At 71.9% G+C, this 19,893-nt stretch carries 21 protein-coding genes; 9 read left to right on the top strand and 12 right to left on the bottom strand.

What is annotated here, in order from left to right; all coding sequences use genetic code 11:
* Positions 1-312 precede the first annotated feature (312 nt).
* From truB to rimP, 11 genes are all read right to left on the bottom strand, one after another.
* Positions 313-1,221 (bottom strand): tRNA pseudouridine(55) synthase TruB, encoded by a 909-nt coding sequence (gene truB, locus Air01nite_RS38025; RefSeq protein ID WP_203708257.1) that lies wholly within the window; start codon positions 1,219-1,221, stop codon positions 313-315.
* A gap of 45 nt (positions 1,222-1,266) precedes the next feature.
* Complete coding sequence (locus Air01nite_RS38020; protein WP_203708256.1) at positions 1,267-2,568, bottom strand: MATE family efflux transporter; 1,302 nt, start codon at positions 2,566-2,568, stop codon at positions 1,267-1,269.
* Positions 2,569-3,057: 489 nt separating this feature from the next.
* The gene (locus Air01nite_RS38015; RefSeq protein WP_203708255.1) at positions 3,058-3,276 is read right to left on the bottom strand and encodes a DUF6186 family protein; all 219 of its coding nucleotides are present in this window, start codon (positions 3,274-3,276) and stop codon (positions 3,058-3,060) included.
* Complete coding sequence (locus tag Air01nite_RS38010; RefSeq protein ID WP_203708254.1) at positions 3,273-3,680, bottom strand: hypothetical protein; 408 nt, start codon at positions 3,678-3,680, stop codon at positions 3,273-3,275. The genes Air01nite_RS38015 and Air01nite_RS38010 overlap by 4 nt, the downstream gene beginning before the upstream one ends.
* A gap of 32 nt (positions 3,681-3,712) precedes the next feature.
* Positions 3,713-4,744: a DHH family phosphoesterase gene (locus Air01nite_RS38005; RefSeq protein WP_239091253.1), complete on the bottom strand. Its 1,032-nt coding sequence runs from the start codon at positions 4,742-4,744 to the stop codon at positions 3,713-3,715.
* The gene (rbfA, locus tag Air01nite_RS38000; RefSeq protein ID WP_203708253.1) at positions 4,741-5,217 is read right to left on the bottom strand and encodes a 30S ribosome-binding factor RbfA; all 477 of its coding nucleotides are present in this window, start codon (positions 5,215-5,217) and stop codon (positions 4,741-4,743) included. Before rbfA ends, Air01nite_RS38005 begins: the two co-directional genes overlap by 4 nt.
* A gap of 104 nt (positions 5,218-5,321) precedes the next feature.
* On the bottom strand, positions 5,322-5,615 hold the full coding sequence (locus tag Air01nite_RS37995; RefSeq protein WP_203708252.1) for a DUF503 domain-containing protein: 294 nt from the start codon (positions 5,613-5,615) through the stop codon (positions 5,322-5,324).
* Between the two features lie 106 nt (positions 5,616-5,721).
* Entirely contained in the window at positions 5,722-8,718 is a 2,997-nt protein-coding gene (gene infB, locus Air01nite_RS37990; protein WP_203708251.1) for a translation initiation factor IF-2, read from the bottom strand.
* Between the two features lie 82 nt (positions 8,719-8,800).
* On the bottom strand, positions 8,801-9,112 hold the full coding sequence (locus Air01nite_RS37985; protein WP_239091255.1) for a YlxR family protein: 312 nt from the start codon (positions 9,110-9,112) through the stop codon (positions 8,801-8,803).
* Positions 9,113-9,159: 47 nt separating this feature from the next.
* Positions 9,160-10,197 (bottom strand): transcription termination factor NusA, encoded by a 1,038-nt coding sequence (gene nusA, locus Air01nite_RS37980; protein ID WP_203708249.1) that lies wholly within the window; start codon positions 10,195-10,197, stop codon positions 9,160-9,162.
* Positions 10,194-10,790, bottom strand: a complete 597-nt coding sequence (gene rimP / locus Air01nite_RS37975) for a ribosome maturation factor RimP (RefSeq protein ID WP_203708248.1) — start codon at positions 10,788-10,790, stop codon at positions 10,194-10,196. Before rimP ends, nusA begins: the two co-directional genes overlap by 4 nt.
* Positions 10,791-10,930: 140 nt before the next feature.
* On the opposite strand from rimP, the gene Air01nite_RS37970 reads away from it, so the two are divergent.
* The 7 genes from Air01nite_RS37970 (at position 10,931) to Air01nite_RS37940 (ending at position 17,306) form a co-directional block, all read left to right on the top strand.
* The gene (locus tag Air01nite_RS37970; RefSeq protein WP_203708247.1) at positions 10,931-11,446 is read left to right on the top strand and encodes a hypothetical protein; all 516 of its coding nucleotides are present in this window, start codon (positions 10,931-10,933) and stop codon (positions 11,444-11,446) included.
* 43 nt (positions 11,447-11,489) lie between these two features.
* Complete coding sequence (locus tag Air01nite_RS37965; RefSeq protein WP_203708246.1) at positions 11,490-11,939, top strand: DUF4439 domain-containing protein; 450 nt, start codon at positions 11,490-11,492, stop codon at positions 11,937-11,939.
* Positions 11,940-11,982: 43 nt separating this feature from the next.
* Positions 11,983-12,564, top strand: coding sequence for a PadR family transcriptional regulator (locus tag Air01nite_RS37960; protein ID WP_203708245.1), 582 nt, complete (start codon positions 11,983-11,985; stop codon positions 12,562-12,564).
* The gene (locus tag Air01nite_RS37955) at positions 12,561-13,274 is read left to right on the top strand and encodes an ABC transporter ATP-binding protein (protein WP_203708244.1); all 714 of its coding nucleotides are present in this window, start codon (positions 12,561-12,563) and stop codon (positions 13,272-13,274) included. Before Air01nite_RS37960 ends, Air01nite_RS37955 begins: the two co-directional genes overlap by 4 nt.
* Positions 13,271-15,985: an FtsX-like permease family protein gene (locus Air01nite_RS37950; RefSeq protein WP_203708243.1), complete on the top strand. Its 2,715-nt coding sequence runs from the start codon at positions 13,271-13,273 to the stop codon at positions 15,983-15,985. Before Air01nite_RS37955 ends, Air01nite_RS37950 begins: the two co-directional genes overlap by 4 nt.
* Before the next feature lie 17 nt (positions 15,986-16,002).
* Positions 16,003-16,467: a nitroreductase family deazaflavin-dependent oxidoreductase gene (locus Air01nite_RS37945; protein WP_203708242.1), complete on the top strand. Its 465-nt coding sequence runs from the start codon at positions 16,003-16,005 to the stop codon at positions 16,465-16,467.
* Positions 16,468-16,589: 122 nt separating this feature from the next.
* Positions 16,590-17,306 carry a nucleotidyltransferase domain-containing protein gene (locus Air01nite_RS37940; protein ID WP_239091251.1) on the top strand — a complete coding sequence of 239 codons (717 nt, stop codon included), beginning with the start codon at positions 16,590-16,592 and terminating at the stop codon, positions 17,304-17,306.
* A gap of 577 nt (positions 17,307-17,883) precedes the next feature.
* On the opposite strand, the gene Air01nite_RS37935 is transcribed toward Air01nite_RS37940, so the two are convergent.
* A complete protein-coding gene (locus Air01nite_RS37935) occupies positions 17,884-18,189 on the bottom strand; it encodes an STAS domain-containing protein (protein WP_203708240.1) in 306 nt (101 codons plus the stop codon).
* A gap of 66 nt (positions 18,190-18,255) precedes the next feature.
* Between Air01nite_RS37935 and map the strand changes: the two genes are divergently transcribed.
* Together map and Air01nite_RS37925 are read left to right on the top strand one after the other, a co-directional pair.
* Entirely contained in the window at positions 18,256-19,113 is an 858-nt protein-coding gene (gene map, locus Air01nite_RS37930; protein WP_203708239.1) for a type I methionyl aminopeptidase, read from the top strand.
* A 5-nt stretch (positions 19,114-19,118) separates the two neighbouring features.
* Positions 19,119-19,823, top strand: coding sequence for a VIT1/CCC1 transporter family protein (locus tag Air01nite_RS37925; protein WP_275408327.1), 705 nt, complete (start codon positions 19,119-19,121; stop codon positions 19,821-19,823).
* Positions 19,824-19,893 lie beyond the last annotated feature (70 nt).

Genomic DNA, 19,893 nt, shown 5'->3' with positions numbered 1-19,893 from the left:
CCCCGGAGACCCAGTCAGCAAGCCGCCAGAACAGTTGCCCTTGGCCCCAATGCTCGCTGACAAATCGGCGCTCCGCCCCAAACCGCAAGGCCGAGCGATCCCGGCCGAAACCTACGGACCGTCGCGGGAAGCGTCCGCGCTTCGTCCTCCGTCGCGTTGCAAAGTGGGCAGGAATCGCCACGCCGCCACCGCCATCGGCAGGTTGGCCACGTCCAGCGAGACCTCTTGAAGCTGCGGTCTTGGTTGTCGGCTACGCCGACAACGGGACCTGCGCCTTTAGGGGCCGGCTTTGTCGGTGGGACCGGGCTTAGATCAGCTCGCCGCTAGGACGATCTCCGGCTTGGCCTTCGCCCCATGCTCGCTGACAACCGCCAACAAATCGCCGGCCGGCCCCAAGACCGCATACGGCCCGACGATCCCAGCCGCCACCAACGGGCCCCCGTGGGAAAGCGTCCGCGCTTCGTCGGCCGTCGCGTCCCGGGTCGGCAGAAAACGCCGTGCCGCGTCTGCCATCGGCAGGTTGACCACGTCGGGCGAGACCTCTTCGAGCTGTTCCAGCGTCCGCGCCTCGGCCAACGTGAACCCACCGACCGCCGTCCGGCGCAGCGCGGTCAGATGCCCGCCGACCCCCAGCGCGACACCGACATCTCGAGCGATCGCCCGGATATACGTCCCCGACGAGCAGGTCACGTCGACATCCACGTCGACCACCTCGTCGTGCCGGCGGATGTCGAGCACGTCCAGCCGCGAGATGGTCACCCGGCGCGCCGGGATGGCGACCTCTTCCCCACCCCGTACCCGCTTGTAGGCCCGTTGTCCATCGATCTTGATCGCACTGACCGCGCTCGGCACCTGGTCGATCTCGCCCGTCTGCGCGGCCAACGCCGCCTGGATCGCGTCTTCGGCGACCTCGCCGGCGGGCGCGGTCGCGACGATCTCGCCCTCCGCGTCGTCCGTCACCGTCGACTGCCCGAGCCGGATGGTCGCCGCATACGACTTGGAGGCTCCGATGACATAGGTCAGCAGGCGCGTCGCCTTGTTGACCCCGATGATCAGCACGCCCGTGGCCATCGGGTCGAGGGTTCCGCCGTGGCCCACCCGGCGCGTGCGCGCCAGGCGCCGCACCCGGGACACCACGTCGTGCGAGGTCATCCCGCCCGGCTTGTCGACCACGATCAGCCCGTCACCTGTCACGACGCCCAAGCCTGCCAGACCCCTCATCCGGACACACACGTCGGGCCGGAGGGCGACAGCGCCAGGTCGACGTCAGCGGACCGCGCCGACGACCGCCCAGCCGCCGGTGCGTAGGCGCATCACCAACGCGACGCAGCGGACCACGACGAACAGCGTCAGGCCCGCCCAGATCCCGGACAGACCCCAATCCAGCGCGTACGCGATCCAGATCGCCGGCAGGAAGAAGCCGAGTGCCGCGACCACCGTCAGGTCCCGCAGGTAGCGCACGTCGCCCGCCCCGATCAGGACGCCGTCCAGGGCGAACACCAGACCTGCGATCGGCTGCATCGCGACGAACCACGGCCACGCGATGCCGGCCTGCGCGAGCACCGCCGTGTCGGAGCTGAACAACCTCGGCACCACGCCCGAACCCGCCGCGATGACCACCGCGAACGCCACGCCGCAGACGACGCCGATCCAGCCGATCTTGCGCGCCAACGCTCGGGCGCCGGCCGCGTCGCCGGCGCCGAGGGTCGCCCCGATCAGCGACTGCGCCGCGATCGCCACCGCGTCCAGCACGAGGGCCGTGAAGAACCAGAGTTGCATCGCGATCTGGTGGCCGGCGACCGTGGCGGTGCCGAACCGCGCGGCTACCGTCGTCGCCGACAGGAAGCTCAGCTGGAACGCTCCACCCCGGATGAGCAGGTCGCGTCCCATCCGCAACTGGTCGATGATCACGCCCAGGCGAGGGCGCCAGGAGATGTGTTCGCGCAGCAAAGCCACCGCGAAGCAGACGCCCGCGATCGACTGCGCCACCGCGTTGGCGATGGCCGAACCGACCAGGCCCAGGCCGGCCGGATAGACCAGCAGCGGGCACAGCGCCGCGGACAGCAGGTTGGCGCCCAGCACGAAGCGCAGCGGACGCCGGGTGTCCTGCACTCCGCGCATCCAGCCGTTGCCGGCGGCGGCGAGCAGCAGGCCGGGGGCGCCCAGCGCGGCTACCCGCATCCACGACGCCGCCGCACCCGCGATCTCCGGGTTGCCGGCCAGTGCCCGCGCCAACGGATCGGCCGCGAACTGCAGGCCGATCGCGATCACGACCCCGGCACCGAACGCCACCCACGATGCCTGGACGCCCTCGAAGACGGCCGCGGCACGGTCGCCGGCGCCGAAGCGGCGCGCGGCCCGACCGGTCGTGCCGTAGGCCAGGATCGTCCCGAGCCAGGCGGCCATCGTCAGGACGGTGCCGCCGACCGCGACCGCGGCCAGCGGGACGGTGCCGAGATGCCCGACCACTGCCGTGTCGACCAGGACGTACAGCGGCTCGGCGGCCAGCACGACCAGCGCCGGCAGGGCCAGGCCGGCTATCCGGCGGGAGGTGGTCGCGGTATCCATCGGAACGCATCCTGGCACGGTCAATGTAAGGATTGCAACTGCGACACGTTCCTTACGTCAACACAGGGTGCGAACGCACAAGGACCTGTTGTCGTGGTTCGGCCAGAAAAGGCGAACCGCGACAGCAGGTCCTTGGACTTGAGGGGACAGACCCTACTGGCGGGTGTCCATCGAGGTCTGCAGGGCGCGGCGCGCGGCCTCGCGGTCCTCTTCGGTCTGCTTCTCGTGCTTGCGCCTGGTGCTCATGGACATGGTCCTTCCAGGGACGAACTTGCGGGGTGGTCGCCCGACGCCGCCGCCGGGGTCACCGGCGCGGAACGCGTCGCTGCGTCAATCCCGGGTCTGGTGTGACCCTGGAGGCAAGCACGGCGGGTTATCGCCGTGTCACCCACCCAAATTAGCGTTCAGGTCCCAGAGTTCGCGCGTCGTTCCCAATAGGCGGAACGATCGTTCAGCGAGCGAACAGATGCTGCGCCAACCACCACCTGTTCAGCGAGCGAACAGATGCCAACCCAGCCACCACCAGAACCCGAAGAAGCCGATCCGCCCGATCGGCACCCGGCCGACCTCGTACGCGATCGCGTGCGCGCAGACCTCGCCCAGCGTCGGAATGGTCGAGTCACGGCGCCTGGCCAGCACCTCGACCACCGCGCAGGCCACGATCGCCACGACAAACCCGGCAATCGCGATCGCCCGCGTCAGGGTCATCGGCGCACCAGTGCCCAGAAGCTCGTCAGCCAGGCGAGGTAGCCGGCGGAGCGCACCAACTCGTCTTCCAGCAGCGGGTCGGCCAGCCGGGAGAACGTCGGGTACTCAGGCGTGCCGAGCAGGAACGTGCTGCCCTCGAAGACGCCGAAGATCCCGATCGGCACCAGCCACCAGGCGGTGCCCGAGCCCAGCCGGGTCGCGATCGGCCGGCGGACGCGGCCGGACAGTCCGAGCCAGACCATCGACCCACCCAGGCAGATCGTGTAGACGTTGGCCCGGGTGGTGAAGGACGGCAGTTGGCCGCCGATCAGGGAGAGGAACGCCAGCACCGGCAGCGTGACCTCGGCACGATCCCAACCTCGCGGCGGCGCATCGACCGCGACCTGTGTGCCCGGCTGCTCCATCGCTCGATTGTGGCCGGACCGGCCCGCACTCGCTAGCCGAGCTGGGCGCGGATCGCCTCGACCACCTCGTCGACCGTGCCGCGGCCGGTGAAGCCCGCGGCCAGCTTGTGGCCGCCGCCGCCGAGCGCGACCGCGACCCGGCTCACGTCGACCGCGCCCTTGCTGCGCATCGAGACCGCCCACTCGGCGGTGCCGACCTGCTTGACCACCAGGCTCACGTCGGCCTCGGCCGCACACCGCACCGAGTCGATCAGCGGCTCCAGCACGTATGCCTTCTGCTGGTGGCGGGCCAGGTCGTCTAGGGTCGCGTAGGTCCACACCAGACCCCGGCCGCCGGCCGCCGCGGGCTCCAGCTTGGCCCGGCCGAGCACGTCGCCGTAGAGCCGGACCGCGCCGAACGGGCGTGTGTCGAAGACGCGGCGGGATATGTCGCCTGGGCTGATCCCGGTCGCCAGCAGCCGCGCGGCCATCTCGTGCACCGACGGCGTCGTCATCGCGAACCGGAACGAGCCGGTGTCGGTGGCCAGCGCGACGTAGAGGCACTCCGCGATCTCCGCGTCGAGCGGCACGTCGAGCCGGCGCAGGAGCTCGTCGGCCACCACCGCGGTCGCCGCGGCGTCGGGGTCGACGATGTTGATCGTGCCGAAGCCGGGGTTCGAGGCGTGGTGGTCGAGCACCACGGCCGTGCCCGCGGTGGTCAGCCGGTTGACCAGGCCGCCGAGTCGCGACGAGCTGGCGGCGTCGAAGCAGAGCACGAGGTCGGGCGCCGGCTCCGCGGCAGCCTCGGGCACGAGCAGGTCAAGGCCGGGCAGGGCGAGGAACGGCTCGGGGACGTCCGGCGGCCCCGGAAAGGTCGCCTGGAGGTTGGCGACACCGAGGCGGCGCAGCCCCAGCCCGAAGGCGAGCATGCTGCCCAGCGCGTCGCCGTCGGGGTTGACGTGGCAGATGAGGAGCACCTTGTCGGTGGGGCGCAGCCCGCGCACCGCGGCGACGGCGGCCGCCCAGTCGGCCTCGCCGGGGGCGAGAACGCCGGCGGCCACCACTGTGGCCGAGAGGTCGGTCACCGGCGCTCCTCCATCGGGGCTTCGTTGGCGACCTCGTCGTCGTCCTCTTCGTCGTCTTCGTCGAGCTTGTAGGGCTGGGCGTCACCCGCGTAGGTGGCGCCGGCCGCGAGCCGCTGCACCTCGGCGTCGGAGGTGCGCGCCCGCTCCAGCAGCTCGTCGATGTGCTTGGCCTGGTCCTGCACGTTGTCGTGGACGAACGTCAGGGTCGGCGAGTGCCGCAGCCCGAGTGCCTTGCCGACGGTGCTGCGCAGCAGGCCCTTGGCACTGTCCAATGCCGCCGCGGTGGCGGCCTGTTCGGCCGCGTCGCCGAGCACGGTGTAGTAGACCGTGGCGTCGCGCAGGTCGGCGGTGATCCGGGCGTCGGTGATCGTGATCATGCCGAGTCGAGGATCCTTGATCTGGGTGCGCACCACCGAAGCCACCAGCTCCCGCACGCGCTCGGCGTGCCGACGCACCTTGGCCGGGTCCGTCATCTCGTCACCTCCGCCGTCCTGCCTACGCTCAGACACTACCCGTGTCCGGACCCGCCGATCGGACCGCCGGTGGCCCGTCACCCGGGCACGATCACCCGTTACTGTCAGTCATCTTCGCCGTGTAACCGGCGCCGTGCCGAGAGCATCTCCACCTCTGGCCGGCCGGCCACGAGACGCTCGCACGAGTCGAGCACCTCGCCGACGTGTGCGGCGTCCGGGGCGATCACGGCCACCCCGATCTCGGCCCGACCGACCAGGTCGAGTGAGCCCACTTCGGCGACCGACACCTCGAAGCGCCGCAGGGCGGCGACGATCGGCCGGACGTAGGAGCGCTTCGCCTTGAGCGACCGCGAGTCGCCAGGCAGGAGGACGTCGAATACAGCGGTTCCGGTAAACATCGGCGCACAGCTTATCGCCGTACCCGGAAGATCAAATAGCCATTTCGGCTGAGACGAACGGGGCGGGTGGCCCGCAAGCCACCCGCCCCGTCTCACGAAGCCGCGATCAGCGCGGCTTCTCGCGCATCTCGAAGGTCTCGATGAGGTCGCCGACCTGGAGGTTGTTGTAACCAGCCAGGGTCAGACCACACTCGAAGCCCTCGCGCACCTCGGTCGCGTCGTCCTTGAACCGCTTGAGCGAGCTGATCGTGACGTTGTCGGCCACGACCGCGCCGTCGCGGAGCAGGCGCGCCTTGGCGTTCCGGCGAATGAGGCCGGACCGCACGATACAACCGGCGATGTTGCCGACCTTCGACGAGCGGAAGACCTCGCGGACCTCCGCCGAGCCGAGCTCGACCTCCTCGTACTCCGGCTTGAGCAGGCCCTTGAGCGCCGCGTCGATCTCCTCGATGGCCTGGTAGATGACGGTGTAGTACCGGATCTCCACGCCCTCGCGGTCGGCCGTCTCGCGAACCTTGTTGGAGGCACGCACGTTGAAGCCGATGATCGTGACCGCCTCGGTCGAGGCGCTGGCCAGCATGACGTCGCTCTCGGTGATCGCACCGACGCCCCGGTGGATGATCCGAAGCTGGACCTCTTCCGGGATGTCGAGCTTGAACAGCGCGTCCTCGAGTGCCTCGACGGAACCCGAGACGTCGCCCTTGAGCACCAGGTTGAGCGAGGTCTTCTCGCCCTCCTTGAGCTGCTCCATGATCGTCTCGAGCGTGGCGCGGCCGCGGGAGTTGGCGAAGCTCGCCGCCCGCCGCCGGGCCTGCCGCTGCTCGGCGATCTGGCGCACCGTGCGGTCGTCCTCGGCCGCCAGGAACGTGTCGCCGGCACCGGGAACCGCCGTGAGGCCGAGCACCAGGACCGGACGTGCCGGACCCGCCTCGTTGACCGGCTTGCCGTTCTCGTCGAGCATCGCCCGGACGCGACCGTGCGCCCCACCGGCCACGATGGAGTCGCCGGCGCGGAGCGTGCCCTTCTGGACCAGCACCGTCGCCACCGCACCGCGGCCCTTGTCGAGGTGCGCCTCGATCGCGACACCCTGAGCCGGCCCGTCGATCGGAGCCGACAGCTCCAGCGACGCGTCGGCCGTCAGCAGCACGGCCTCGAGGAGGTCCTCGATGCCGATGCCGGGCTTGGCCGCGACGTTGACGAACATCGTGTCGCCGCCATATTCCTCGGCGACCAGGCCGTACTCGGTGAGCTGCTGGCGGACCTTGTCAGGGTTCGCCTCCGGCTTGTCGATCTTGTTGACCGCGACCACGATCGGCACGTCGGCCGCCTTGGCGTGGTTGAGCGCCTCGATCGTCTGCGGCATCACGCCGTCGTCGGCCGCGACCACGAGGATCACGATGTCGGTCACCTGGGCACCACGGGCACGCATGGCGGTGAACGCCTCGTGACCCGGGGTGTCGATGAAGGTGATCGCCCGCTCGTTGTCGTTGTGCTCGACGTGCACCTGGTAGGCACCGATGTGCTGGGTGATGCCACCGGCCTCGCCCTCGACGACGTTGGCCTTGCGGATCGCGTCGAGGAGCTTCGTCTTGCCGTGGTCGACGTGACCCATGACGGTCACGACCGGCGGACGGCTGACGAGGCGGTCCTCGTCGACCGCGGCGTCGAGGTCGATGTTGAACTGCGCGAGCAGCTCACGGTCCTCGTCCTCCGGGCTGACGATCTGCACGTCGAAGCCGAGGTGCTCACCGAGCAGCAACAGCGTGTCGTCGGAGCACGACTGGGTCGCCGTCACCATCTCGCCCAGGTTGAACATCTCCTGGACGAGCGAGCCCGGGTTGGCGTCGATCTTGTCGGCGAAGTCGGAGAGCGACGCACCGCGCGACAGCCGGACGATCTGCCCGTTGCCCCGCGGGGCACCCGAGCTCATCGTCGGCGCGGACAGGTTGTCGAACTCTTGACGCCGCTGCTTCTTGGACTTGCGACCACGGGTCGGCTTGCCACCCGGACGCCCGAAGGCACCCGCGGCACCGCCGCCGCGACCGCGACCGCCACCACCGGGACGACCCGGCGCACCGGCACCAGCCGGACCGCCGCCGCCACCGGGGCCACCGCGGTAGCCACCGCCACCGCCGCCGCCACCGGGACCGCCGCGGTAGCCACCGCCACCGCCGCCGCCACCGCCGCCACCGGGACGGAAGCCACCGCCACCGCCGGCACCGCCGCCACCACGGAAGCCGCCACCGCCGCCACCGGGACGACCGGCGCCACCGCCGGGACCGCCGGGACGACCGGCGCCGCCGCCGGGACGACCGGGACGCTGCGTCGGCATGGACGCCGGGCTGGGCCGAGGCGGCATGGACGCGGGGCTAGGCCGAGGCGGCATCGAGCCCGGGTTGGGCCGGGGGCCGCCACCGGCACCACCGGGGCCGGGACGGCCGCTGCCGCCACCGGGCGTGATGCCGAACGGGTTGTTGCCGCCACTGCGGCCCGGCGGACGGCCGGGACCCGGACGGGGCCCACCGCTGCCCGGCGTGGGGCCGGGTGCCGGGCGGGCGGCCGGCGAACCAGGCCGCGGCGGGACGCTGCCCGGGCCGGGCCGGGGTCGCGCGGGTGCGCCACCGTCGGCCGGCGGCTCGCGCCGGACCTGCTCACGCTCCTGGGCGCGGGCTTCCTGAGCGGCCTTGACGGTCGCTTCCTGCTCGGCCTTGAGCTGGAGGGCACGCTGCTCGGCGGCCGCCACCTCGATGTCGTGCGCGCTCGCCGGCTTGGCGACCGGCGTGGGCGGCGGACCAGGGACCGGGCCGGAACCCGGACCCTTCGGACGCACCGGCGGCGCCGCGGGGCGGCGGGGCGGTGCGGGCTTGGCCGAGATCCTCGGCTCACTGGGGGCGGGGCGCCCGTTGCCGGCCGGCGGCGCGGACGGCGCCGGTGCCTGGGAACCCTCGACGAATGCGCCACGGAGCCGGCGGGCGACGGGCGCCTCCACCGTGCTTGACGCGGACTTGACGAACTCGCCCATCTCCTTGAGTTTGGCGAGAACGGTCTTGCTGTCGACCCCGAGCTCTTTGGCGAGCTCGTGTACGCGGGCCTTGCCTGCCACTGCACTCCTCACTCCGAGGCCGTGCGGGCAGCACCCGCAGCGACCTCACTCGTGCACTTGAAGCCTGGTCATTTCTGGGACTTCATCGTGTGCTCATGTCGGTCGTCCTACCCTGCTGCTGCGACACCCGCCCAGTCGGATGATCGGGCGTGATGGTTGACGCGTGGATGTGCTCGGCCAGCTCGCCGGTGTCAACAACACCAACTTTACGTAGCGCCCGCCCGAAGGCACGGCGTTTGCACGCTAGCGCGAGGCAAGCCGGATCGGGGTGCACGTGCGCGCCCCTCCCCGGCAGGCTGCGGGTCGGATCGGGTCGAAGTCGGTATGGTTCTCCGTCACCGACCGCGACGAACCGCAGTAGCTCGTCGGCTGGCGCGCGTTGCCGGCAACCCACGCAGGTGCGTTCCGGCCGCGCACGTCGAGCCGTCGTCAAGTCTACTCCTATGCCCCGGCGGGCGCTCCGCCCGGCTCGGTCGCGTGATCTACACCGCGCTCCGGCGCCGCCGGCTCGCTGTCTGGCCGGATGTCGATCCGCCACCCGGTGAGCCTGGCCGCGAGGCGGGCGTTCTGCCCTTCGCGGCCGATCGCCAGCGAGAGCTGGTAGTCGGGCACGGTCACCCGCGCGGTGCGGGTCGCCGCGTCGACCACCTCGACCCGCAGCGCCTTGGCCGGGGACAGCGCGTTGCCGACGAACTGGGCCGGGTCGTCCGACCAGTCGATGATGTCGATCTTCTCACCGTGCAGCTCGCTCATCACCGCGCGAACCCGCTGGCCCATCGGCCCGATGCAGGCGCCCTTGGCGTTGACACCGGGGACGGCCGCGCGGACAGCGATCTTGGAGCGGTGGCCGGCCTCGCGGGCGATCGCGGCGATCTCCACGCTGCCGTCGGCGATCTCGGGCACCTCCAGGGCGAACAGCTTCTTCACCAGGTTGGGGTGCGACCTCGAAAGCGTGATCTGGGGACCACGGAAACCCTTGGCCACGTGTACGACCACGCAACGGATCCGCTGGCCGTGCCCGTAGACCTCCCCCGGCACCTGCTCCGACTGGGGCAGCACGGCCTCCAGCTTGCCCAGGTCGACGGTGACGATGCCCTTCTCCGTGCGCGCCTCGTGCGCCTGGATCACGCCCGTGACCAGGTCGCCGTCGCGGCCCACGTACTCGCCGAAGTGCACTTCGTCGGTGGCTTCGCGGAGCCGCTGCAGGATGACCTGTTTAGCGGTCATCGCGGCGATTCGCCCGAAGTCATGCGGAGTGTCGTCCCACTCCCGGATGACGGTGCCGTCGTCGTCCAGCTCCTGTGCGTAGACCAGGGCCGCGCCCGTCTTGCGGTCGATCTCCACCCGGGCGTGCGGTTCGGCGCCCTCGGTGTGTCGGTAGGCCGTCAACAGTGCGGTCTCGATCGCCGCGAGGATCGTGTCGAACGGGATCTCCCGCTCGCGCTCCAGTGCGCGCAGCGCCGCGAGGTCGATGTTCACCTCTCCTCGTCCTCCATTCCGTCCTCGTCGTCGAACTCCGCAAGATCGTCGTCGGCGACCTCGTCGGCCCGGCTGAACTCCACCTGGACCCGGCCGGGGCCCAGGTCGGCGTGGGCGACCGCGGTGCGCTCACCCGCCACGTCCAACATGACACCGGCGTCGTCGACACCGACCACCCGGCCGGTGATCGGGCCCACCTTCACCAGCCGGCCGATGTTGCGCCGCCAGTGCCGGGGCAGGGTCAGCGGCCGGTCGACGCCGGGCGAGCTGACCTCCAGTTGGTATTCGCCGGCGACCAACTCGTCGCCGCCCTCCTCGGCCGCGTCGAGGGCGGCCGAGACCGCCCGGGACACGTCCGCGACCGCGTCGAGGTCGAGCCCGCCGTCGCGGTCGACCACCACGCGCACCACGAACCGGCGCCCGGCCCGCGAGATGTTGAGGTCCTCCAGGTCGTAGCCGGCGTCACCGACCACGGGCTCGACCACGGCGCGCAGCCGGGCCCGGCGCGCGGCGAGGTCACCGCGGGGCGCCTGCGTGCCAGGGCGCGGCCCCGAAGCGGGCCGTCCACCGGCGGCTCGGCTTCGCTGTGCCATCGGGCCACCCTTCGGTCGTTTCGCCGCCAGTGGCGACATGCCATTTAGCCACCGGACATCGTCAGGTGGCTGCGCAGAGCCTAACGCGCTGCGGCACGCACCAGCCTGCCGGCGCACCGAACCCCCCTAGCGGGCGGTCCATGGTGTTGACTGACCTGGTGCACGGCGGTGATGAAAAGGACGAAACCCCCAATGGGGTACGGCGGCGCGCCGTGCTCGCGCTCGGCGCGGTCGTGTTGGCCGGCGCCGGCGCGAGCGGCTGCGGGCTGCTCGACCACGAGCCGGCGGAGCCGCCACCGCCGGACCCGCTGCAACCACTGGCCGACGACGCCGTCCGGCTGGCCGGCCTGCACCGGGCCGCGGCCTCCGACTTCCCCGAGCGGGCGGCCGTGCTGACCCCGATCGCTGAAGCGCACGACGCCCACGCCAAGGAGTTGGCACGGGTCATGGCGACCGCGGCGCCCAGCCCCGCCGCGTCAGCCTCGGCGTCGGCCGCCGCCGGCAGCGTCGAGGACGCCGTCGAGGCGCTCCGGGTGGCCGAGAAGGCCGCCTACGAGTCCGCGGTGCAGGCCTGCCTGAAGGCACCCAACCACCGCGCGGCCCTGGTCGGCTCGATCGCCGCCGCCCGCGCCACGCACCTGGAGGCGCTCAAGTGAGCGAGCGAAGCGAGCGAACCGGCCAGCTCAGTCCGCCGGGTCAATGCAGTGCCTCGCGAAGCGAGGCGCTCAAGTGACCGGTGAGCTGCCGGCTGCGTTGGAGGCCGAATACGCCGCGATCTTCGCGTACGGGCCGATCGGGGTGAAGTTGACCGGCGGCGAGCAGACCGCCGCCCGGGCCGCCGAGGCCGCTCACCGCACCCTGCGCGACGCCCTGGTGGTGGCACTGCAGGGCACGGGGCTGCCACCGGCCAGGGCGGCGTACGCGCTGCCGGAGCCGATCGTCGACCGCGCGTCCGCGCTGCGGGTCGCGATCGTCGTCGAGGAGAAGGCCGCCGCGGTCTGGCGGGCCGCTCTGCCGGCCACCGTCGACACCCAGCGCCGCCAGGCCCTGGACGCGCTGACCGGCTGCGCGGTGCGGGCCACCCGCTGGCGCCGCTACGCCAAGGTCGACCCGATCACCGTCGCGTTCCCCGGGAAGGCGCCCGCCTAGGCGGAGTTGCCTGCCGCATACTCCGTATGCATACTCAGTAGCTATGTCCATCAGACACGGCCTGCTCGCGCTGCTCGAGCGCGGCCCCATGTACGGCTACCAGCTGCGCGCCGCCTTCGAGGAGTCGACCGGCGCCACGTGGCCGCTCAACATCGGGCAGGTCTACACGACCCTGTCCCGTCTGGAGCGGGACGGCCTGGTGCGTCCGCTGCCGGAGAACGACGGGGGGCAGCGGCCGTACGAGCTGACCGACCTCGGCCGCGCCGAGATCGCCGTCTGGTTCGTGACACCGATCAGCCGCACCGACCGCCCACGCGACGAGCTGGCGATCAAGTTGGCGCTCGCGCTCACCACCCCCGGCGTCGACGTGCGTGCGGTGGTGCAGACCCAGCGCACCGCGACCATCCAGACCCTGCAGGAACTGACCCGGCTCAAGCAGCGTTCCGACGACCCGGGCGACCTTTCCTGGCGCCTGATCCTCGACGCGATGGTCTTCCAGGCCGAGGCCGAGGTGCGCTGGCTCGACCACTGCGAGGCCAGCCTCGTTCGTTACCGACCCTCGGCACCGGGCAGCGCGGCCGTCGCGCCCGAAGCGGCCGACGACCGTTCGGAGGCCCGCAAATGATCCTCGAGCTGCGCGGTGTGCACCGCACCCACGGGACCGGCGAGACCGCCGTACACGCGCTGCGTGGTGTTGATCTCGGTGTCGCGGCCGGCGAGTTGGTCGCGGTCATGGGCCCCTCGGGCTCCGGCAAGTCGACCCTGCTCAACCTGGCCGGCGGGCTCGACTCGCCCAGCCAGGGCGAGGTGGTCGTCGAGGGCGAGGTGCTCGGCACGCTCAACCGCAAGCAGCTCGCCAGGCTGCGGCGCCGGTTCGTCGGCTACGTCTTCCAGGACCTCAACCTGCTGGCCAGCCTGACCGCGGTCGAGAACGTGGCGTTGCCCCTGGAGCTCGACGGCATGGCCGTCCGCAAGGCCCGCAAGCTGGCCGCCGCCGCCCTCGACGAGGTGGCGCTGGCGGAGCTGGCGCCGCGCTTCCCCGACGAGATGTCCGGCGGTCAGCAGCAGCGGGTCGCGATCGCCCGGGCGTTGGTCGGCGACCGCCGGCTGGTGCTGGCAGACGAGCCGACCGGCGCGCTCGACTCGCAGACCGGTGAGGCCGTGCTGCGCCTGCTGCGCGCCCGGGTCGACGCGGGCGCCGCCGGCGTGCTGGTTACCCACGAGGCGCGACACGCCGCCTGGGCCGACCGGGTGGTCTTCCTGCGCGACGGCGTCGTGGTCGACACGACCAGCCCGGTCGGCGAGCCGGAACAGCTTCTCGGGGTTCAGGCATGAGCGTGTGGCGCACGTCGCTGCGGATCGCGATCCGTGAGGCGCGGCGGGCCAAGGGGCGCACCGCGATGGTGCTGGTGCTGATCACGCTGCCGGTGCTCGGCCTGGCGTTCGCGGCGGTCACCGTCGACATGTTCGACCTGCGTCCCGCCGAGAAGGTCGATCGCGTCATGGGCACGGCCGACGCGCGGATCCAGTGGTACGACCGGGCACCGCTGCGGCAGAGCCTCGACGGCCAGCGCTGGGAGAGCGACCAGGAGCCCGACCCGAAGGCCCCGCCGTTCGTGCCTAACCAGCGCGACCTGCTCGCCCAGTTGCCGCCCGGCAGCTCCGTGATCCCGGTGACCAGTTCGTGGCTGGAGATGCGCACCGCGACCGGCATCGGCTCCGCCGAGGTGCTCGGCGTCGACGCCGCCAGCCCGATCGCTCAGGGGCTGGTCACGGTCCTGGACGGCCGGGCGCCGTCGGCGGCGAACGAGGTCGCCCTGAGCCGCCGGTCGATGGACCGGCTCGGCGCGAAGATCGGCGGCACGGTGCAGGACGCGAGCCGCACCGAGACGTTCTCGGTCGTGGGTCTGGTCGAGACGCCCGCCAACCTCGGCGAGCTGATCGTCCGCCCGCCGGGCACCGAGCCGGTCAGCGCGTGGCTGGTCGACACGCCCGAACCGATGCTCTGGTCGGACGTCCGGGCGCTCAACGCCAAAGGCATGGTGGTCGAGTCGCGCGCGGTGGTCCTCGATCCGCCCACCGACCCGGAGGGCGTGCTGCCGCCGCCCGGTGACGGGGTGGCGAACAGTCTCAAGGTCGCGGCCGTGATCGGCGGGCTGGGCCTGTTCGAGGTCGTGCTGCTGGCCGGCCCGGCGTTCGCGATCGGCGCCCGGCGGCGCCGCCGCGAGCTCGCCCTGATCTCCGCCAACGGCGGCACCCCGGCCCACCTGCGCCGGATCGTGCTGGCCGACGGCATCGTGCTCGGCGTGGCCGGCGCGGTCTGCGGCATCGTCCTCGGCATCGCCGCCGCGATGATCGCCCGGCCGCTGGTCGAGGTGTACGTGGCCAACGCGCGCGCCGGCGGCTACCGGGTCTATCCGGTCGCCCTGGCGCTGGTCGCCCTGCTGGCGCTGGTGACCGGGGTGCTGGCCGCGCTGGCCCCGGCGGTGTCCGCCGCCCGGCAGGACGTGGTCGCGGCGCTGACCGGGCGGCGCGGTGCGCTGCGCTCGCGGCGCCGCTGGGTGGTGCTGGGCCTGCTGCTCATCGTCGGCGGCGGCCTGATCGCCGTGGCGGGCGCGATGACCTCGCAGGCAATGGGCATCCTCGGTGGACTGGTCCTCGCCGAGCTGGGGCTCGTGCTGGTCACGCCCGCGCTGGTCGGGCTGATCGCCAAGGCCGGCCGGTCGCTGCCGCTGGGCCCGCGGATCGCGTTGCGCGACACCGCGCGGAACCGGGCGGCCGCGGCACCCGCGATCTCCGCGGTGATGGCCGCCGTGGCGAGCTGCGTCGCCATCGGCACGTTCCTGGCCAGCGACAACGACCGCCAGGTCGACCAGTACCGGACCGGACTGCCGCTCGGGTACGCCGCCGTGCAGTTGGGCGATCCCGACAAGGGCGTGCCCACGGTCGAGCGGGTCACGGCCGCGGCAGCCACCAGCCTGGCCGTCACCGGGGTGCGGCAGGTCGACGGGATCGGCTGTCCCAAGGTCAACGGCGAGCAGTCGTGGTGCTACGTCTCGGCGGCGCTGCCCGCGGAGCTGGCGTGCCCGTACAACACCAACGCCGGTCCGTTGGCCCCCGAGCAGAAGCGGCTGGCGCTGGCCGATCCGCGCTGCCAGACGCCGGCGTTCCAGTACGGCAACATGCCGTTCAGCACCGTGGTCGGCACCGGCGACAACCTCGCCGCGCTGTCGGCACCGTCGCAGGAGGACGTCCGCGCGGCGGCCACGGTGCTCGCGGCGGGCGGCGCGGTGGTGAGCGACCCGCGACTGGTCAAGGACGGGAAGGTCACCATCGAGGTACGCGGTGACTCCGGCGCGGGCGACGGCACCGAGAAAGTGCTGAAGACCGCGAGCGTCCCCGGGTACGCACTGCGCACGGGCGTCGAGGCCGGTCAAGGGCCGGCGTCGAGCTCGATGATGCAGCGGAACTACCTGTCGCCGGCGGTGGTGGCGGCGCTCGGGCTGGAGACCCGGCCCGAGGGTTTCGTGATCGCGACGGCGAAGGTGCCGGACCAGGCGGCGCAGGACAAGCTGGCGGCCTCGGTCGCCGAGCTGCCGGGCCGGGGGTACGCGTCGATCGAGCTGGGCGCGCCGACCGGCACGCCGACCGAGCTGCTGGTGCTCGCGGCGGCCGCGATCATCGTCGCGCTCGGTGCGACGTTCGTGGCCACGGGCCTGGCCGCCGCCGACGGGCGGCGCGACCTGTCGACGCTGGCCGCGATCGGCGCGGCGCCGAGCGTGCGGCGGGTGCTGACGCTGAGCCAGGCGGGCGTGATCGCCGGGCTCGGGTCGCTGCTCGGCACCGCGGCCGGGTTGGGCACCGGGTGGGCGATCCTGGCGTCGTACAACAGGCAGTACGCGGGCAACTGGCCGCGCGAGATCCCGTACTCGTTCGCCGTCCCTGGTCTGGTGTTGCTCCTGCTGGTGTCGATCCCGGTGATCGCGATGCTGGGCACGGGCCTGCTGACGCGGGCACGGCTGCCGATCGAGCGCCGCGCCGACTGACCCCGCAGAATGTGCCGATGTCAATCTTTCGGGCGACGGCACGCCGCCTCGGGCCCACCCGTTTCCTCTACCGGGTGGGCCCGCTGCTCGTACCCGTGGATCGGGTCGTCAGCCGGCTCACCCGCGGCCGGGTGGTGGCGCTGGGGTTGATCCCGTCGGCGCTGCTGACGACCCGCGGGCGCCGCACCGGGCAGCCGCGCGACAGCCCGCTGCTGTGCCTGCCGGACGGCGACGGCTACGTCGTGATCGGCTCGAACTGGGGTCGCCCGGCGCAGCCGGCGTGGGCGTTGAACCTGCTGGCGGACCCGGCCGCGACGTTGACGCTGGGCGGGGTGTCGCTGCCGGTCAAGGCCCGGCTGCTGGACGGCGAGGAACGGGCACGGTCGTGGGCGCGTGCGGTGACGGTCTGGCCGGGCTACGCGGCCTACGAAACGCGTTCTGCCGGTCGGCGGATCCACGTGTTCCGACTGGAGCGCGATTAGGTCTCCCGCCATCGTGCCATCGGCCTGGCAGAGACGAGCGTTGCGCCAGGAACGCACACACCATGGGCCACATGACAGCCATTTACTGGATCGGGCCCACCTGAGGCATCAGAATGACGGCCGTGAGCGACGAGCCGAACCCGTACCTCGCGAACCCGCGCTGGGTGGTGGCGGAGTTGGTCGCCGACGCGGCCCGCCGGCGGTATCCCGCCGACATCCTCGCGATCGGCGTGCACGGCTCGCTCGCGCACGGCGATGACCATGACACCAGCGACGTCGACCTGGTCGTCGTCACCTACCGCCCGGGTGCGGGCCCGCGTCCTGTTGCCCGCCGCGTCGACGGCGTCCTCGTCGACCTGGGGGTCATGGGCGCGGAGGAATACCTGCGGCACGCCCGCACCCTCTCGACCTCGTGGCCGCTGGCCGCGGACCGCTACGTGACCACGAAACCGATCTACGACCCGGAAGCGTGGCTGGAGAAGCTCCGCGACGTCCACCTCGGCCGCCTGGCCGAGGCCCGCAACGCGGAGTTCACGGCCCTGGCCCGCGAGGCCTGGTGCCGTGGCGCCTCGGCGCACGCCCGGGCGACCCGCCTGGCAGCCTGGTACGAGACCGATGTGGCCCTGGTCATGCTGGCCGAGGCCCGCCTGGCCGCGGCGACGGTGATCGGGTTGCTGACGAGGACCTACTTCCGCAACGGCGCGGACGCGGTGCGCCGCACGGGCGTGGCCGACGCGGACCTCGCGGCCCTGGGCACGATCCTCAATGACCAGGCCAAGGACCTGGCCGACCGAGGCCGCCCGGTCGACGGCACGGTAAGCGACCTCTTCGACCGCTAGCCGCCGGCACTCATTCAGCCTGGGCCTGGCCTTGACCAGGTGGAGACCCGGGTCCGGCGATCCGGGCGCCGAAGAGCAGCGTGCCGCGTCAGCGGCGCGGGCAGCAGCTCTTTCACCAGCGCGGTCGGCACCGATCGAGATGGCCGGCAGTGGCGCCGGTGCGCTGTTCGTCGGCGCGACCGGGACAGGGCGCTGTTCGTCGGCGCGACCGGGACAGTGCGCTGTTCGTCGGCGCGGCCGCGACAGGGCGCTGTTCGTCGGCGCGGCCGCGACAGGGCGCTGTTCGTCGGCGCGGCCGCGACAGTGCGCTGTTCGTCGGCGCGACCGGGACAGTGCGCTGCCTCCGCGACGCCGCAACCGACCGCGCCGGGGTCGGTGGGCCGCGTCAAAACCGAACTACCGGGAACCTGCCCACGGCCCGGTGGGTGTCGCGCCATGGGGGGTGCCTTGAGGGTGACCGGCGGCGGAGCTGGCAAGCGGAGCGAAGCGTAGCGATCTCCGGCGGGAGCGACGGTCGCGCCCACGACGGACCCGGGAAAGACCGCTCTTGATCTTTCTCTCGCTCTTGATCTTGCTCTTATTCGGGTGAGAGCCAGGTCTGGTCGCCGAGGCCGGCGATGTCCAGGACGCGGCGCACGCGGCGGGACGGGATCACCGCGAGGTGTGGGATGCGGTCCGTGAGGCGGACGAGGGCCTGGATGGCCGCTGAGTCGAAGAAGGTCACCGCGCTCAGGTCGAGGGTGACCTTGGCGGCCGGCTCGCGGGTCGCCGCCTGGAACATCTGGTCGGCGGTGGCCATGTCGACCTCGCCGGTCACGACCACACGGCGGTGGTCTGCGTCACCTTCGGTGGTGGCGGAGAAGACGGTCTCCTCTTGATCCACGGCACAACCTTGGCACACCCCTCCGGCCCCGGCAAGCAACCCCTCGGCGTCGCTAATGTGTGAAGCATGGCCGACCGTGCTCCGCTCACTCCTGGCAAGATCTCGCCGTGGCGCCAGGTGCCGCCCTCGATTCCCCGACCCGAATATGTCGGGAAGAAGGGGCCCACCCCCTGGCGCGGCTCGCACGTGCAGACGCCGGAGACGATCGAGAAGATGCGGCTCGCGTCGCGGCTCGCCGCCCAGGCCACCCAGCTCGCCGGTGAGCACTGCAAACCCGGTGTGACCACCGACGAGATCGACCGGGTGGTGCACGAGTTCCTGGTCGACCACGGGGCCTACCCGTCGACGCTGGGTTACAAGGGCTTCCCCAAGTCCTGCTGCACCAGCCTCAACGAGGTCATCTGTCACGGCATCCCGGACTCCACCGTCCTCGAGGACGGCGACATCATCAACGTCGACGTGACCGCGTTCATCGGCGGCGTGCACGGCGACACCGACGCCACGTTCCTGGTCGGCGACGTGGCCGAGGAGAACCGCCTGCTGGTCGAGCGGACCCACGAGGCCATGATGCGCGGCATCAAGGCCGTCGTCCCCGGCCGGCAGATCAACGTCCTCGGGCGGGTCATCGAGTCGTACGCGAAACGCTTCGGCTACGGCGTCGTCCGTGACTTCACCGGCCACGGCATCGGCGAGGCGTTCCACAGCGGGCTCTATGTCCCGCACTACGACAGCCCTCGGCCGACCGACATCATGGAGCCGGGCATGACGTTCACGATCGAGCCGATGATCACCCTGGGCACGTACGAGTACGACATGTGGGACGACGGCTGGACCGTCGTCACGAAGGACCGCAACTGGACCGCACAGTTCGAGCACACGATCGTCGTGACCGAGGACGGTCACGAGATCCTGACCCTTCCGTGACCGATATCGACCCGGAGCTTCCCGCACCGCACCACCACGCCGACGTATCCGGCGGGCTGCTGCGGCCTGCCGTGTTCGGCGCCATGGACGGCCTTGTCACCAACATCGCCCTGATCGCGGGCGTCGGCGGCGGCGGGGTCAGCCCGCGGACGTTGGTGCTGACCGGCGTCGCCGGCCTGGTCGCGGGCGCGATCTCGATGGGTCTGGGCGAGTACACGAGTGTGCGCAGCCAGAACGAGCAGGTCAAGGCCGAGGTCGCCAAGGAGCGTCGGGAGCTGGAACGGCACCCGGAGGCGGAGGCGAAGGAGCTTGCTGACGCCTGGGTACGCCGTGGGCTGCCGCGCGACCTCGCCGACCAGGTGGCCCACGCGCTGCGGGCCAACCCGCGGGAGGCGCTGCGGGTGCACGTCCAGGAGGAGATGGGCGTGGACGCCGAGGACCACCCGAGCCCGTGGGCAGCGGCGATCCTGTCGTTCGTGTTCTTCTCGATCGGCGCTGTTGTGCCGCTTGTGCCTTATCTGTTCGGTCTGACCAGCCTGTGGGTGGCGCTCGCGGTCGGTGGGTTCGGGCTCTTCCTGGCGGGGGCACTGGTCGCGCGGTTCACACAGCGGCGGTGGTGGACGAGTGGGCTCCGCCAACTGGTGCTGGGCGGGCTGGCCGCGGCGGCCACTTATGGCATCGGCACGCTGATCGGCGTCTCGGCCGCCTGACCCGGCAGAGGCCTGGCACGGCCGACCGCAGCAGCTTCGCGGGCCTGGTCGATGCACTCTGTCCTGGGCC

This window comes from Asanoa iriomotensis (genome assembly GCF_016862515.1).
Lineage (GTDB): Bacteria > Actinomycetota > Actinomycetes > Mycobacteriales > Micromonosporaceae > Asanoa > Asanoa iriomotensis.
This window is presented reverse-complemented; position numbering and strand designations above follow the sequence as displayed.